The 15,882-nt window shown below is 49.5% G+C and carries 9 protein-coding genes, 1 tRNA gene and 5 pseudogenes; 6 read left to right on the top strand and 9 right to left on the bottom strand.

What is annotated here, in order from left to right:
* Positions 1-13 precede the first annotated feature (13 nt).
* Complete coding sequence (locus tag B3511_RS02630) at positions 14-454, top strand: GNAT family N-acetyltransferase (protein ID WP_286775653.1); 441 nt, start codon at positions 14-16, stop codon at positions 452-454.
* Between the two features lie 14 nt (positions 455-468).
* Here B3511_RS02630 and B3511_RS02625 read toward each other — a convergent pair whose 3' ends face one another.
* From B3511_RS02625 to B3511_RS02605, 5 genes and pseudogenes are all read right to left on the bottom strand, one after another.
* Complete coding sequence (locus B3511_RS02625; protein ID WP_040077811.1) at positions 469-768, bottom strand: helix-turn-helix domain-containing protein; 300 nt, start codon at positions 766-768, stop codon at positions 469-471.
* Positions 752-1,114, bottom strand: coding sequence for a type II toxin-antitoxin system RelE/ParE family toxin (locus B3511_RS02620; protein WP_286775652.1), 363 nt, complete (start codon positions 1,112-1,114; stop codon positions 752-754). The genes B3511_RS02625 and B3511_RS02620 overlap by 17 nt, the downstream gene beginning before the upstream one ends.
* A gap of 423 nt (positions 1,115-1,537) precedes the next feature.
* Complete coding sequence (locus B3511_RS02615; protein WP_286775651.1) at positions 1,538-3,163, bottom strand: TIR domain-containing anti-phage reverse transcriptase; 1,626 nt, start codon at positions 3,161-3,163, stop codon at positions 1,538-1,540.
* 532 nt (positions 3,164-3,695) lie between these two features.
* Positions 3,696-4,625 (bottom strand): annotated as a pseudogene (locus tag B3511_RS02610) (DNA primase family protein); the annotation flags it as partial.
* Positions 4,559-4,845: pseudogene (locus B3511_RS02605) on the bottom strand (AlpA family transcriptional regulator). The pseudogenes B3511_RS02610 and B3511_RS02605, both read right to left, overlap by 67 nt.
* Positions 4,846-5,390: 545 nt before the next feature.
* On the opposite strand from B3511_RS02605, the pseudogene B3511_RS02600 reads away from it, so the two are divergent.
* From B3511_RS02600 to B3511_RS02590, 3 genes and pseudogenes are all read left to right on the top strand, one after another.
* A pseudogene (locus B3511_RS02600) lies at positions 5,391-6,099 on the top strand (glycoprotein 3); the annotation flags it as partial.
* A 2-nt stretch (positions 6,100-6,101) separates the two neighbouring features.
* A complete protein-coding gene (locus B3511_RS02595) occupies positions 6,102-6,344 on the top strand; it encodes an ogr/Delta-like zinc finger family protein (RefSeq protein ID WP_286775649.1) in 243 nt (80 codons plus the stop codon).
* Positions 6,345-6,354: 10 nt separating this feature from the next.
* Positions 6,355-6,921 (top strand): annotated as a pseudogene (locus tag B3511_RS02590) (phage polarity suppression protein).
* A 520-nt stretch (positions 6,922-7,441) separates the two neighbouring features.
* Here B3511_RS02590 and B3511_RS02585 read toward each other — a convergent pair.
* From B3511_RS02585 to B3511_RS02575, 3 genes and pseudogenes are all read right to left on the bottom strand, one after another.
* Positions 7,442-8,539, bottom strand: coding sequence for a serine/threonine-protein kinase (locus B3511_RS02585; RefSeq protein WP_286775648.1), 1,098 nt, complete (start codon positions 8,537-8,539; stop codon positions 7,442-7,444).
* 27 nt (positions 8,540-8,566) lie between these two features.
* Positions 8,567-9,743, bottom strand: a pseudogene (locus B3511_RS02580) (tyrosine-type recombinase/integrase).
* 159 nt (positions 9,744-9,902) lie between these two features.
* Positions 9,903-9,997 (bottom strand) — tRNA-Sec (locus B3511_RS02575).
* 291 nt (positions 9,998-10,288) lie between these two features.
* On the opposite strand from B3511_RS02575, the gene B3511_RS02570 reads away from it, so the two are divergent.
* Together B3511_RS02570 and yicI are read left to right on the top strand one after the other, a co-directional pair.
* Positions 10,289-11,680, top strand: coding sequence for a glycoside-pentoside-hexuronide family transporter (locus B3511_RS02570; protein WP_286775647.1), 1,392 nt, complete (start codon positions 10,289-10,291; stop codon positions 11,678-11,680).
* A gap of 12 nt (positions 11,681-11,692) precedes the next feature.
* Entirely contained in the window at positions 11,693-14,011 is a 2,319-nt protein-coding gene (gene yicI / locus B3511_RS02565; RefSeq protein ID WP_286775646.1) for an alpha-xylosidase, read from the top strand.
* A gap of 135 nt (positions 14,012-14,146) precedes the next feature.
* On the opposite strand, the gene B3511_RS02560 is transcribed toward yicI, so the two are convergent.
* Positions 14,147-15,862 carry an AsmA family protein gene (locus B3511_RS02560; protein WP_286775645.1) on the bottom strand — a complete coding sequence of 572 codons (1,716 nt, stop codon included), beginning with the start codon at positions 15,860-15,862 and terminating at the stop codon, positions 14,147-14,149.
* Between the last annotated feature and the right edge of the window lie 20 nt (positions 15,863-15,882).

Genomic DNA, 15,882 nt, shown 5'->3' with positions numbered 1-15,882 from the left:
GCATCGTTAGCGGATGAAAATCGAAACCGCACTGCCCTCACACTTCGAGCGTCTGGCCGCGATCTGGGAATCCTCCGTTCGTGCCACGCACCATTTCTTGCAGGAAAGCGACATTGCGACGTTACGTCCGCTCCTGCTCAATGCTTATCTGCCGAATTTACAGGTGATCATTGCCCGCGATGAGCAGGGCAGTATTCACGGCTTTTTAGGCGTGGACGAGAACCGCATCGAAATGCTGTTTGTGGATGCTGCGAGCCGGGGGAAAGGCGTTGGCAAACTGTTACTGACCTGTGCGGTTAATCATTTCGGCGTCAACGAAGTGGATGTGAACGAGCAAAACCCGCAAGGGGTGGCTTTTTATCAACACATGGGGTTTGTGCAGGTGGGGCGCTCGCCCCTGGACGGGCAGGGGAACCCGTTTCCGCTGCTGCATATGCGGCTGGCTGCTCCCTGATTTAACCGTTCTTCTCAAATATGAAAGGCAATACGTTTTCCGGTCGGTAGTTCAACGTCGATACTCAGTTTTCCACCCATCGCTTCGATATAGCGTTTGAGCGTTGCGATTTTGAGTTCGTTACCTCGTTGCTCCAGTTGCGTAATGGCAGGCTGACTGATACCCATTAATTCAGCAAGCTGCTTCTGTGACAAATTGAGTTCCTCCCTCACCAGTTGCAAACCGGTTTCGAGGATCATTTCATCAGCCGTCTGTTGAATACGCTGTTGGCTTTCAGGCGAACGAGATGCAATCGCTTCATTTAGGGTTTTCATTTAACGTCTCCAGGACAGTCATGTGAAGAGAAAAGGCTTCATCTGCAATGCGAATAAGGTTGTCATAGAATCTTTTGTCATTACTTTTATCCCCTGCGCACAGCACGATGGCCCGGCGTAGTGGATCGAAAGCAAAAAGCGCGCGCACCGGACGGCCAGCATACTGAATTCGCAGCTCCTTCATATTTTTATGCTGTGATCCCTTAACCGTGTCGGCATAGGGCCGGGGAAGACGCGGCCCGTAAACTTGCAAGTTAAGCAAAGCAGCCAGGACTTTTTCCTGTAGCCCTTCATCTTGCGCATTCAGCCATTGTTCGAAATGCGCTCCCAACAGAATCGTCCACATGCTTTCGTCCATGATAAGCTGTAGCTTATATACCAGGCAATATAAGCTGTAGTTTATAATTGTAATGAATGCCGTTGGCAGCCATTTTTTCTGGTGAAGCGAGTATGGCAAAGAGCGCAATGGAAGCAGATTGCGTCTTTATGACCGTGCGAGCACGCTTCAAGAATTTATCATTTGGCGAGCTTTAGCTTTGGCTGAATGAGGAAACGATCGGAAAGGCAGAGGTACTTTTAATCAGGGAAAGTAGTAAAGAGGCGGAACACTAAAAATTATCTTCATAAACAAGTGTTTATTAAGCATTTTGGCGGAGATTACAGGAGTTCGGAATCGCTACTAACTGATTGATATGTATAGAAATGCACTTTTATTGCCACTGTGTGTGTACACATTTCTATACATTTAAGATTGTTGGTTATTGCTTGCCTAATTATCAAGCATCTTACGCACTTCATCTGCTATAAAATCTGCATTGTCATCATAAACCATATATCTTTTATCATGCGTAAGCGGGATTTTGTCTGCGATTGCCTCTTCATCTTCCTTTTTCACTAGTGTAAGTAATTTAACTTTTCCATTACTTATCTCTCTTGCTAAAACGCTATTTAACTCTTTTTTTGGCCACTCTTTTTCGACAGAGTTTTCAGAGAGTATTGCGACAACATATTTAGCTTTAGCTAAGGCATTATTAATTTTATCGATTAATGAATCACCCCAAGCAATTTCAACATGATCGATAAATGTTGGGATATTTCTGTCGCATAATGCCTTATATAAAGGAATGGCTATTAAATCTTTGTCTTCACTTGCATGACAGATAAAGATATCATATGTTTCAGTTTCACTCATTGCTCTTCTTCCTTCGTTGGTCTTTTTAGGATCGCTGTGACTCATTCTTGACATTAATTTCAGATATGTAGAGAAATTTTTCCCCCTAATCATGCGGATAAAACTTAATCTACCATAAATATGATTTCGGAATATACTAATCGCATGATTATTATCTCTAGTCTTTATTCCATGTGTAGCTGTATACATTAACGCTGCTGTTGTTTTGTCCTGTGACCATTTATGTATCATTGAACGAGTCAATTTAATATATTTTTTATTAATATTCACTTTATCATTGACTGTCAGACCTGTAACAACTTGCTTATTATTCCTCTTTTGAACTCTAAACTTATCTTGGTTTATTTTAAAACCATTTTTTTCTATAATACTTATTAGTTGATCACCTATCTCATACTTTTCATCTTCACTTAATTTTATAACTTCATTGATACCATTTTGTTTGAATGAAAATGTAATATCATCTGCATATCGTGTATAAGTAATATTCTTTCTTTTGGCTAAATGTGTCAGCTGTTTATCTAAAGATGCTGATACCAAGTTCGCGAGCACTGGAGAAGTACACGCACCTTGAGGCAATTTACCTTCATGTGTACAGAGTTGAGCTAATACTGTAGCAGCTGGATGGGAAAAGTTAAAAGGTCTACTTTTAAAAATGCCATAAATTCGTGGGAAAGTAATTGTTCCGAAGTAATCTTCAAGATCAAGATTGACAACATATCTCTTTTTTATATGTTTTTCGGCATTAGAAATAATACTTTTATCTTTTATGAATCCATGCGCGGATTTTTTTGGCCTGTAAAAATAATCAAGTATTAATTTTAATCTTTGTTGTAATATAGCCAATCCTGAATAGGGTGAATTTATGATTCTATTATTACCATTTTTCTTTTTTAAAATAAAACTTCGATAATTATTTTTTCTCTCATATAAAATATATAGTAACTGCCCTGTTGGAACTTCTAATAAGTTTGCAACATCAGTCGGAGAGCTAATTATTATCTTACTATTCTCAATGCCCGAGAGGATTTTATTTCTCTCATCATTAGTAATCAAAGAACGATTTGATAATTTTTTATTATCCCACTCTGTTTTGCTGGGCGAAAGATTTGGTTGTGGCTCTACTTGCGGTAAATTTGGTAGTAAATCAGCGTTATTTGTCGAAGTTAGATTATTTAATAGTATTTTTATGTGTAACGACATTACGCTCCCTCGCAATTTGAACAAAAGTTACGGCTCTGCCCAATCACCTTGCGCAACTGGAGGTAATCCAGAGAGTGCGACAAGCGGTCATCCAGAGTGGCGGATGCGTGATCTTGCTTACATTAGATAATTCGAGGCGAAACAACCTCGCAGATTTAAGGCAGAGCCGTAAAAAAAATTTAGCACAACAAATCATGCTTAGGAAGAGTTAAGTCAAACAATTTTTATTGTATTTTCCGCAATAATTTGAGCGTGGTCTCTGACTTTTACCTACAGATAAAATTGTATGTTTTTCATTCTATCTTTAAAATTCCCAATAGTCCCGAGGAGAAATTTTAATTTAAGACCAAGATAAACTTTGTTTTGACTGCTCACTCTGTTCACTATGATTTATTTTTCAATAAAATCAATGTGATAAATGGTGAATGAAGAACGATCAGTGAAAAGTTGAATGTTCATTAAGGCGTTCATTTAATAGTAAATTTATAAAAAAACCTGCTTGCGCCGGTTTATCAGGTAAAATTACGAGTGTGTCATCACATTTGGGTAGCCAGTCGGAATTGCTCTCATCCGTCAGCTTAATGTTAGTTTGCGTCCCCTGCCGGGCATGTCGTTTCTAGTAATGCACCCTGTACTCTTTGAGCATCAGTGGTAGCCCCAGCCCGAACATTTTCAGGCTGAGGACATTCTTATAACCGTTGGCTTCCATGTAGACCAGATAGGCGTGGTAAAGGTAATTGCGGGGCTGTCGTGGGACGATATTAGCGTTACCCATAAACATCCCGTTTGGCTGTTCCAGTGCTTCGAGATAGCCACAAAAATCAAAGGCTGGGTCGGCGTCACGTTTGATGTTGATCGCCTCCTCAGAGTTCTGCTAAGACTGAAGTAGCGTCCTCGTCGTCATAGGGTTACTAAACTGCTGCATAAGCTAGCGCACAATGACGGCCAGCTCACTGGCAATTTTATCTTTCAACTGTGGATCGCGTTCCTACGGGGCGATGTGCTCCGGGAAATGCATAATCACCATCCGTCGTGACACGCCGCCGCTGCGATCGGTGAAGCGCATCGGATTGTTGTTCACGGCCAGAATCACTGCCGGAATATGAGTGGAGTACGCATCGCGGTATTTCGGATCGACCGAGACAGCATCGCCACCTGTGATGGCTTTTATACCGGCACCATCCCCCCTCCACTTCTCCTGATCGGGGAGAATAATCAACGAGTAACCAATTACAGCCGCACGTTCTCTCGATGATTCCAGCGTTTCGATAGTAGCTGAGGTAGTATTATCCTTCCCGGCGAGCATGGTCGCAATCTCGGCCAGAATACTTTTTCCGCTCCCGCCGGGACCGGTCACTTAGAGAAAGAGCTGCCAGTCGAATCGATTTGCCAGCATCATAAACAGCGCGGCAAGAATAATATCGCGTTTTTGAGCGTTTCCCCCGGCTGCGCGGTCGAGCCAATGCCGGTGATTTCAGACTGCGCCCACGCTACATTTTACCCCCAAGCGAGATTTGCTTAGGGAAAGCCTCCCGACTGATAAGATCATAAATTGTGGAGCGTGAAAGGCCGCACAGGTGGATCACTTCAGGCAGGCGAATGAAGCGGTCCAGAACGGTTTCAGAAACCGGCAACAATGGGTCGGCAGGGGCAGAGGACGGGGAAAAAAAAGCGGTGTGCATCGGGCTACCTTATAAAGTCCATACAGTGCCGGTCGTGTCTGTCCGGCTTCAGGTAGCTCCTTATTATGGTTAAATTTTTCCTCAGGTCATGTAAGATTTTCATGAAAACTAACATTGACTTTTAGCATATAAAGGCAATGGCAATCGTTGACAATTATTGATAACAAAATGCACATCGCTGATTACTTTTATTTATATATTTCCATTTTTTAATGGCCGAAAGGTCTAATGGACTGATTAGCTTTAAAAATTGAAGGGTGAACATTTGTGAACAGTCAGTTCCTCAACTGTTAACCCTTTAATTAACTGTATTAATTATCTTTTTTCTTGAGGTGAACAGTGGTCAATAGTTATCAGTAAAAAAACAATCAGTGAGTAGGGGTTTCCTGCGACCTTTCACTGGCAAGCCGGTTTTTTGGGTGCAGTATGTGCCAGAGCAGCCACAACCGGAATGAGTCGAGTTGTTGTGCGGGGCGCGGCAGAATCTCCTCATCTTGATATCACTGAGGAGCATGACCATGACCGACACTTGCGTCCCTGATTAGTTGAAACCCGCATTCAGCCGTCTCGATAAGGCGAAAGCCACCCATACCGAAAAATGCCCGTAAGCTGGATGAAACCACCACCGCCATAGCCCGTACCGCTGAACAGAAAGCAGGGCTGGAGCAGGAGAGCGGCAGTGACATAAGCGAATGGCGCAGTGCCTTTCGTGCCGCCGGTTCGGTGTTGACTGATGAACTCAGAAACCGCCATCTGATGCGCGTTGCCTCCCGCGATCTGGCGCAGGAGTGTGACGCACTGGCAGGGGGGCTCGCCTTTGAACGTGACAAGCTGGACGGAGCCTGCGGCGACTCAGCCAGAGCTTACCGTCAGGCGCATGAGCGCGTTCTAAGAGAATATTCGTCACATGAGCTCGACAGGGCCCTTCGTGAGAGTTGCGGGGCGTTTGTACGCGCGATGAAGCTGAAACTGATGGCACGCAGTGGTGCACTTGAGAATGAGGCTGCAGCGGCGGTTGGTTATGAGGAGCCGGAAAAAGCAATTATGAACGAGTTGGCCGCATGGCTGAAAAATGCCGCTCAGGCGTGTCACATCCGTCTGAATCATGAACCCGTTCTTTACCGCACCGGCCTGTCGGCTGAGACACTCCCGCACATGGATACGACCAGAGCATCCACCCCGGCAGCCCGCTACAAATTCCACCAGGAGATGCGCGATCGAGAGGCAGACCTGAAAGCGCGGGGGCTGCTGTCAAGATGCGTTGCCCGTTCTGTCAGAATGCCGCCCACGTGCGCACCAGTCGCTATCTGTCAGATACGGTCAAGCAGACCTATCACCAGTGCGTAAATGTCTTCTGCTTGGCTTTCTTTCGTACGCTGGAATCCCTCGACAAGGTGATAAGCCCGCCAGCGGAGAAAGAGGAGGAGGCACCGGCTCAGGTAACACCCGCAGCCGCACCCCGGATTGCAGACCGCGCTCGCTCGTCCGTGCGCCACTGAGGAAAACAGGATGAATGAGATAACACTGGCGCAGGCCTTTAATACCTGCCAGAAAAATAAAAACACCCGGCTTACCCGTAAAAATGAACTGGCGGAAGCTGAGCGGGTATAGCAGGACATATTTGCGACCGGGAATGACAGCGGTGCACGGTCACTGCCAATGCTACGCGACATTATTGATGTGAAGAAATGGGAGGTGAACCGGAGCGCCGGGCGCTATATCCGCTCACATGAGGATATGCAGCGCATCAGCATCCGTAACCGGCTGGATGATTTTATGATGTCGCACGGTGCCGAACTGGCCGCCGCGCTGGCACCTGAATTGATGGGCTATAACGGGCAGCACAGCGCCGTAAAACAATGCGTCATGCAGCATTCCGTTGAATACCTGCGTGAAGCCCTCGTGGTCTGGCTGGCCAGAGGCGAAAAAATTAATTATTCAGCAAAGGACAGTGAATTATTAACGGCAGTCGGATTCAGGCCTGACGCGGCTTCGCGGGCTGACAGCCGTGAAAAATACACCCCTGCGAAAAACCAGAATTACGTGATTAAACGCGCCAAACTGAACGCCCGGTAGCCCGGAAAAAAATACCTGAAAATTCCGCCATTTTTCCAGAAACAGCCATGCACGCATCAGGTGCATGGTTTTACATGCGTTTTTAACCCCTCAAAACTCTCTCCCGTGCCAGACCTGCCGCGGCCTGAGCCAACTGATGCACCTGCATTAAAAGCGACACATCAAGCGGGCAGGCGTGGCGGGGAGAGCATTGCGCGCCAGCAGTAAAGTGTTTATTTAAATTGGCTGCCTGCGTGTGTCGCTGCGCTGCGCAGGTTTTGAGTGCGTGTCTGTGGCAGGTGTGATGCTGTTTGAGGATATAGCGAATGGTCAGATGAAGGGTAATAATACGCTGCCTCAAGGCGGCGGAAATCGGTCACTTTCACTGCCAAGTGATATAGATTTTAAAGCAGACATTTCCTGTTTTGCCCTCGATCATCTCGCGCGGTCTTGTAACGACATGAGCCCATCTACGTACCTGCATGAAAGCAACCCCATGACGCGGGCAGGTTTGGATCACTGCACGCTGTATTCTAAATATTTACTTTTCTAATACCTTTTCAATATAGCTCCTTACAGATTCAATTGTTGGCCTTTCGCTTGGGTTAAACCGTGTACATTCAGAAATAGCAGAATCCAGATAATTTATATTTTCCATTTTACAATAAGTTGATAGTAGAGCTTCAGGACGGTCTATACGCAATTCGCCTTCAATCGGAAATTTGGACCCGCTCAAAAGTACCCATAGCGTTTTAGCAAAGCTATATATGTCTGCACTCTCCCCCGAATATTGTTCTGGAGTCATTAGCATTTCTGGTGCGTGAAAATATAAAGAGCCTAGTCTCTCTCCTTCCTTTGTGATTTTTTGCTTGCTTGGGAAAGTAGCAATCCCGAAATCACATAGACACCATTTGTTTTTATAAATAACAATGTTATCCGGCTTGATATCTCTATGAAATATTCCATTTTTGTGCATTGACTCAATAGTTATGCATATTTGGAGTAATCCTTTTAATATGCTCAATGGTGAGGAAGAATGCTTTTTAATGTAATTCTCTAGTGAGAATGCTATGGGCATTGCATACCATGGTGGAATGTCCTTCTCGTCTGGGTTGTAACTATCTATAATTTTGATTACATTTATTTTTTCATCATTTAAGCTTTCAATTTTTTTTAAAATTTGTATTTCGTCGTTGAAACGATTGATCGATGTTGTATTAGGTCTTTTTAGTATTTTTAAGGCATGTGTTTTCCCTTTGGAGTCTCTTGCCTCCCAAACCACAGCATTACCACCGCCACCAATTTTTCTTAAAAGGAAATACCATGATATAGTCATTCCTTGATATATTTTTCCGGGTTTTTTATCATCTGGTAATTCTTTGTAGAAATCTTCAAGTTTATTAAAATACGTTGTGGATATTTGTATATGCTTACATAATTTATTTTTTGAACCGAATGAATTAATGGCGTATTTAATTTCTGCTAACGCCCTTGTTCTACCGATTAAAATACCCCAATTCTCAATTTGGACGTTACGTGCGGCACCTGTTACTAGACTCCCTGGGCGATAGTATTTATTTGTTTGTTCAAAAGCCTCCACTAGGCCCCACTTAGGTTGTATTCTAAAGTATTTATCCATAAAACCCCGCTTGATTTAAAATTATTGTCATTTTTTAAGTCCATTGATTATGGTATTAGAATACCATTGCATCATATCTCTACGTTTTTCAATATATTGAGCATGGTTATAAGTACCTCGAATACTGTTTTTATCCACATGAGCTAACTGCATCTCAATCCAGGCACTATAAAATCCCTGTTCATGCAAAATTGTCGACATGGTATGCCTAAATCCGTGACCTGTTGCACGTCCTTTATAACCCAGTAATTCAATCACCTGAGACACGCTTTCTTTAGATATTGGTTTACTGCGGTTGTTTCTGCCAATAAAAATATAAGGGTAATGCCCCGTTATAGGATTGAGTTGCCTGAACAACTCAATCACCTGAGTAGAGAGCGGCACAAGATGAGGTCTGCGCATCTTCATCCGTTCTGCTGGTATTACCCAGACACCTTTATCTAAATCCACTTCGCCCCAGGTAGCAAAACGCATTTCCTGCGTTCTGACACCGGTAAGCATCACAATCTTTGTCGCATTCTTTGTGATAATGCTGCCGGTATAGGCTTCGAGATCCCGAACAAAATGAGGTAATTCTTCGGCAGAAAGAAAAGGATGGTTTTTTTGCTTGGGAACGGCCAGTGCGATAGCTAAATCAGGCGCTGGGTTATATTCAGCGCGGCCAGTTATGATCGCATATCGATACACCTCTCCGCATCTTTGCCGCACTTTTCTGGTTTTCTCCAGCGCTCCACGCTTCTCTATCCGCCGTAATACCTCAGGTAACTCCAAAGGTTTGATCTCACCGATAGGACGTTTGCCAATGAAAGGAAAACATCTTGCTCGAAAGTCTTAATGATTTCGTCACGGTATGCCACTGTCCATCGATCAGCCTTGTTTGCATGCCATTCTCGACAAATGGCTTCAAAGGAGTTTTCAGTGGAGAGCTGTTGTGCCAGTTTCTGGGCTTTACGTTCTTCAACCGGATCAGTGCCATTAGCAACTTGTTTACGAGCTCTATCGCGTTTCTCACGTGCTTCTGCGAGGCTCACAAGATCGTAGCTGCCAAATGACATTAGCCGCGCTTTACCTGCAAAACGAAAGCGGAAACGCCAGCCTTTTGAGCCGTCTGGATTGATGAGTAATAACAGCCTTGTCCATCGTTCATTGTGTAGGGTTTGTCTTGAGGCTTTGCTCGTTTGATTTGTATGTCTGTAAGTGCCATGTGTATAAGTCAAAAATGTGTATAAAAAATCTATACACATCACTATACATATTTTTCATGGATTCAGGGAACTTGTCGGACGGTTACGGATGAGTGATTTACAGTGTATATTGAAAACAAAGGACTTTTAGACGTTTTCGGATGGCAGCGGCGGAATTTTGGCGGAAGATCACAGGAGTCGAACCTGCCCGGGAACGCTGGCGCCCCCAACTGGATTTGAAGTCCAGCCACCTCACCGGAGATGACGATCTTCCGCGCCTCGATTGCTACATGGAGGCGGGGCGCATTATAGCTACTTTCAGACATTAACCACATACCCTGACACACTTATTTTCACCCCTGACAGGGCCTGCATTGATCCATTTCAGGTAAATCTCAACGAATTCCTCAGCTTAGCATTTTGTGCTCATCGAATTTTACCGCGATCACAAAAAAGAAGAATCGTAATCTGCTAACCAGAAAACAGAATACCCGCTTCATCGGCAATGGTTTACAACCTCTATAACCGGTCTCAGCGCCCCCTACAGCGTGAAGGATAAAAAAAGATGAGCGAAGTACTGTCTGTAAAAGAGAAAATTGGTTACGGCATGGGTGACGCCGCCAGCCACATTATTTTTGATAACGTCATGCTTTACATGATGTTTTTTTATACCGATATCTTCGGCATTCCCGCCGGGTTTGTCGGCACCATGTTCCTGCTGGCACGCGCGCTGGATGCGATTTCGGACCCCTGCATGGGGTTGATTGCTGACCGCACCCGCAGCCGCTGGGGCAAGTTCCGGCCGTGGATCCTGTTCGGGGCCATTCCGTTTGGCCTGGTCTGCGTGCTGGCCTACACCACGCCGGATCTCAGCCTCAACGGCAAAATGATCTACGCCGCCGTCACCTACACCCTGCTGACCCTGCTCTATACGGTGGTCAACATTCAGTACTGCGCGCTGGGCGGGGTGATCACCAACGACCCGACGCAGCGTATCTCCCTGCAATCCTGGCGCTTCGTGCTGGCGACGGCGGGCGGCATGCTCTCCACGGTACTGATGATGCCGCTGGTGAACCTGATTGGCGGCGACGATAAAGCGTTCGGCTTCCAGGGCGGGATCGCCGTGCTGTCGGTGGTGGCCTTCCTGATGCTGGCGTTCTGTTTCTTTACCACCAAAGAGCGCATTCAGGTGCCGCCGAGCACCACCTCCATGCGCGAAGATCTGCGTGACATCTGGCAAAACGACCAGTGGCGCGTCGTGGGTGTGCTCACCATCCTCAACATTCTTGCCGTCTGCGTGCGCGGCGGCGCGATGATGTACTACTGCACCTGGATTATGGGGTCGCCGGAGGTATTCGTCGCCTTCCTCACCACCTACTGCGTCGGCAACCTTATTGGCTCCGCGCTGGCGAAACCGCTCACTGACTGGAAATGCAAAGTCAGTATTTTCTGGTGGACCAACGCCGCGCTGGCAGTGGTGAGCGTGGCGATGTTCTTCGTGCCGATGCAGGCCACCGTCCTGATGTTCGCTTTTATCTTCGTCATTGGTGTGCTGCACCAGCTGGTAACGCCAATCCAGTGGGTGATGATGTCCGATACCGTCGACTACGGCGAATGGACTAACGGCAAACGCCTGACCGGCATCAGCTTTGCGGGCACGCTGTTCGTACTGAAACTGGGCCTGGCGCTGGGCGGGGCACTCATCGGCTGGATGCTGGCAGGCGGCGGTTACGACGCGGCGGCCAAAACCCAGAATAGCGCGACCATCAGCATCATCATCGGCCTGTTTACCCTGGTGCCGGCGGCCTGCTACGTGCTGAGCGCCATCATCGCCAAACGCTATTACACGCTGAAAACCCCCTTCCTGACCAAAATCATGGGCGAGCTGGCACAAGGCGCGCGCCGCAATCAGCAAGAGTTTGAAGCCCTGCCGGTCAGCAAAGAATTACGGAACTAAGAGGACGAGAGTATGAAAATCAGTGACGGAAACTGGCTTATTCAACCGGGTCTGAACGTGACGTATCCGGTTCAGGTGTTTGATGTGGAGCAGCAGGGCAACGACCTGGTGGTCTACGTGGCGCCGCGTGACGTGCGCGAGCGCACCTGGCAGCTCGACACATTGATGTTCACGGTTCGTCTGTTTGCCCCGCAGGAGGGGATTGTCGGGGTGCGTATCGAGCATTTCCAGGGTGCGCTGGATAACGGCCCGCACTATCCCCTTAACGTTCTCAACGACGTGAAGGTCGAGATTGAAAACAACGCGGATTTTGCCGAGCTGAAAAGCGGCAGCGTTAGCGTGCGCGTCACCAAAGGCGAGTTCTGGGCGCTGGATTTCCTGCGCAACGGGCAGCGCATTACCGGCAGCCAGCTGAAAAATAACGGCTACGTGCAGGACAGTAACACCGATCACAACTACATGTTCGAGCGTCTGGACCTGGGCGTGGGCGAAACGGTCTACGGCCTGGGCGAGCGCTTCACCGCCCTGGTGCGCAACGGTCAGACGGTGGAAACCTGGAACCGCGACGGCGGTACCAGCACCGAGCAATCGTATAAAAACATTCCGTTTTACCTCACCAATCGCGGCTACGGCGTGCTGGTGAACCATCCGGAAAACGTCTCCTTTGAGATCGGGTCCGAGAAAGTTTCTAAGGTGCAGTTCAGCGTTGAAGGCGAATATCTGGAGTATTTCGTGATCGACGGCCCGACGCCGAAAGAGGTGCTGAACCGCTATACGCAGTTCACCGGGCGTCCGGCGCTGCCGCCGGCATGGTCGTTCGGCCTGTGGCTGACTACCTCATTCACTACCAACTACGACGAAGCGACGGTAAACAGCTTTATCGACGGCATGGCCGAGCGCGATCTGCCGCTGCATGTTTTCCACTTTGACTGCTTCTGGATGAAAGCCTTCCAGTGGTGCGATTTTGAGTGGGACCCGGTGACCTTCCCCGACCCGGAGGGGATGATCCGCCGCCTGAAGGAGAAAGGGCTGAAGGTCTGCGTCTGGATTAACCCCTATATCGGCCAGAAGTCGCCGGTATTTAAGGAGCTGAAAGAGAAAGGCTATCTGCTGAAACGCCCGGACGGCTCCCTGTGGCAGTGGGACAAATGGCAGCCGGGGCTGGCGATTTACGACTTTACCAACCCGGAAGCCTGCCGGTGGTATGCCGACAAGCTTAAGGGGCTGGTGGATATCGGCGTGGATTGCTTCAAGACAGACTTTGGCGAGCGAATTCCGACGGACGTGCAATGGTTTGATGGCTCGGACCCGCAGAAGATGCACAACCACTACGCCTACATCTACAACGAACTGGTGTGGAACGTGCTGAAAGAGACGGTGGGTGAAGAGGAAGCGGTACTGTTCGCCCGCTCGGCGTCCGTCGGTGCGCAACAGTTCCCGGTGCACTGGGGCGGCGACTGCTATGCCAATTACGAATCCATGGCGGAAAGCCTGCGCGGCGGGCTGTCGATTGGCCTGTCCGGGTTTGGTTTCTGGAGCCACGATATCGGCGGGTTCGAAAACACCGCTCCGGCGCACGTCTATAAACGCTGGTGTGCCTTCGGTCTGTTCTCCAGCCACAGCCGCCTGCACGGCAGCAAATCCTATCGTGTGCCGTGGGCGTACGATGACGAGTCCTGCGACGTGGTGCGCCACTTTACTCAGCTGAAATGCCAGATGATGCCGTACCTGTATCGTCAGGCGGCGCTGGCGCGCGAGTTTGGCACGCCGATGCTGCGCGCGATGATGCTGGAGTTCCCGGACGATCCGGCGTGTGATTATCTTGACCGTCAGTACATGCTGGGGGAGGCGGTGATGGTTGCACCGGTCTTCTCCGAGGCGGGTGACGTGCAGTTTTATCTGCCGGAAGGGCGCTGGACGCACCTGTGGCATAACGATGAACTTCAGGGTAGCCGCTGGCATAAGCAGCAGCACGACTTCCAGAGCCTGCCGGTCTATGTGCGCGACAATACCCTACTGGCGCTGGGCAACAACAACCAGAAGCCGGACTACGCCTGGAACGAGGGGACGGCTTTCCAGTTGTTTAACCTGAGCGATGGCGCAACGGCGGTGAGCGAAGTGCCTGCGGCAGACGGCACTGTCGTATTTACGCTAACGGCGACGCGCAGCGGCGGCACAGTGAGGGTGAAAGGCGAGGGCGATGCCCGCAGCTGGACGCTGTGCCTGCGCAATGTGCAGCAGGTTGGAGGCGTGCAAGGGGCGTCTCATGCGGGGAGCGAGTGGGGTGTGGTGGTGAAACCGGAGGGGAGTGAGGTGGTGATTCAGCTCTGATGCGGTTTTCCTCCCCTCACCCTAACCCTCTCCCATAGGGAGAGGGGACCGTTATGTGCGGGCTGGGGATTGCCCGCTCTCCCTTTCGTGAAAAGGGGACCGGTAGGTGCGGGCTGGGTTTTACTCCCTCTCCCTTCAGGGAGAGGGCTGGGGTGAGGGTGAAACAGCCGGCGCCGTTGAAACCACGCCACCCGTCATCGTCTGCACCACCTGCTGTTTATCCATATTTATCGCACGCAGCTTGCCGTTCACCGTCGGTTTCAGCGGTGCGTTAGCCTGCACGCTTCCGCTGGCGGTAAGCTGTATATTGCCATCTCCGGTCACAGGCAGCGCGGGCCAGCCCCACTGCTGCAGCACGTTTAGCGGCACGCCGCGTCCGTTGAGGCTGATGGTAGTCTGCCGTGGCGGCAACTGCGAAACGGTGCCGGTGGCTTCCAGAATACCTCGCTCGGTGAAGGCGCTCAGCTCGCTAATATTTACCGTCGAGGCGTTGGCATTGAGCGCCAGCGACGGTCGACGTACATCCACGCGATTAAAGGTCGCCGCTGCGCCGTTCAGCGTCGCGCTACCGCTCCAAACTCCCCACTGACGATCTTTCGCCAGCTGCAGATTCGCGCCGTAGCCATCCAGCGCGGTGATCTGCCATGGGAAGGCGGGATCCACATCAATCACCAGGTTACGGCTCAGGCCGAATTTCTTCAGCGTTACGCTATTCAGCCAGGTCGGTAACTCAGCCATCCACTGATTTTTCCAGTTCTGCGGCAGGGTGTACTCCAGCCCGGCGATGGCCACATCGTCCAGCACCAGCGCCTTACCGTTGCGCAACCAGTTACCGGAAGTACGGATCATCCCCCCCTCCCAGCGGGAGGTAAACTGACGCAGCGCCACGCCCTGCGGGGAAAACTCCGCGTTCAGAATCGGGTCAAACAGGTGCAGCGAGCCATAAATAAACTCACTGGCGTTCATCGACAGGCGGCCATCGTCGCTCTGCCAGTCGCCATTGCGTAACGTCAGGTTGCGCAAGCTCAGATCGAGATCGGTCACCGCCCAGTCCGGCCCCTGCAGCCGGGCGTCGGTCACTTCGAGTCGGCCAATTTTAAAAGACGGCAAGGTGGTGATGGGGGTGAAGAAATCGGCTAAGGCTTTATCGCTCTGCAGGCGAATCTCGTTCAGGCGCAGGTTATCCACCACCCACCCGCCGTCGGCATTGCGACGAGCGGTGCCCGTGAGCGAGCCGCGCGCCATATCGGCGCCGATGGTGCTCAGCACCACCTCTTTGCCATTCAGCTCGCCCTGAATCAGCACGTTGCTGGTCTCTACACCGTTCAGGGTCAGCGACCCGGCGCTGATTTGAATCTGCGCTTTTTTGCCCAGCACATTACCTGCCTCGGGCTGCCATGGGTTAACGCCGCCGGTCACCTTCTGCGCGCTCAGATCCCACTCCATATTCGGGCTGTTAAAGGCCATGTTATTCAACTGCAGGCGATCGGCCTGGAAAGGAAGCGGCGCGGTCTGCGGGGAGAGGTTCAGGGTGCCGTCAGAGAGGGTGATGGTATCCATATGCAGCGGATCGGTCACCTGGCGGCTGCTCAGGCCGATATCCACGGTTTTGGCAACCAGCGTGGCAGGTTTCCCGTCCCGGCCAAAGGTGACATTTTTTAGCAGGATATGCGTCGGAGACGAAAAACGGTGATCCATCAGGTCGAAATTGAGCTCGTAATCGGTATTGACGGTGATCCAGCTACTCACCTGAGCCGCGCCCCAGCGGGTCTGGACCAGAAAATAGAGCGCAATAATCACAATCAATATGGCGACAAGAATATAGACGAGCAGCTTTCCAATAAATTTCATGGTCTTCCATCCCGCAAAAC

It is taken from the genome of Leclercia sp. UBA1284 (genome assembly GCF_002308415.1).
In the GTDB taxonomy this organism is placed as follows: domain Bacteria; phylum Pseudomonadota; class Gammaproteobacteria; order Enterobacterales; family Enterobacteriaceae; genus Enterobacter; species Enterobacter pneumoniae.
This window is presented reverse-complemented; position numbering and strand designations above follow the sequence as displayed.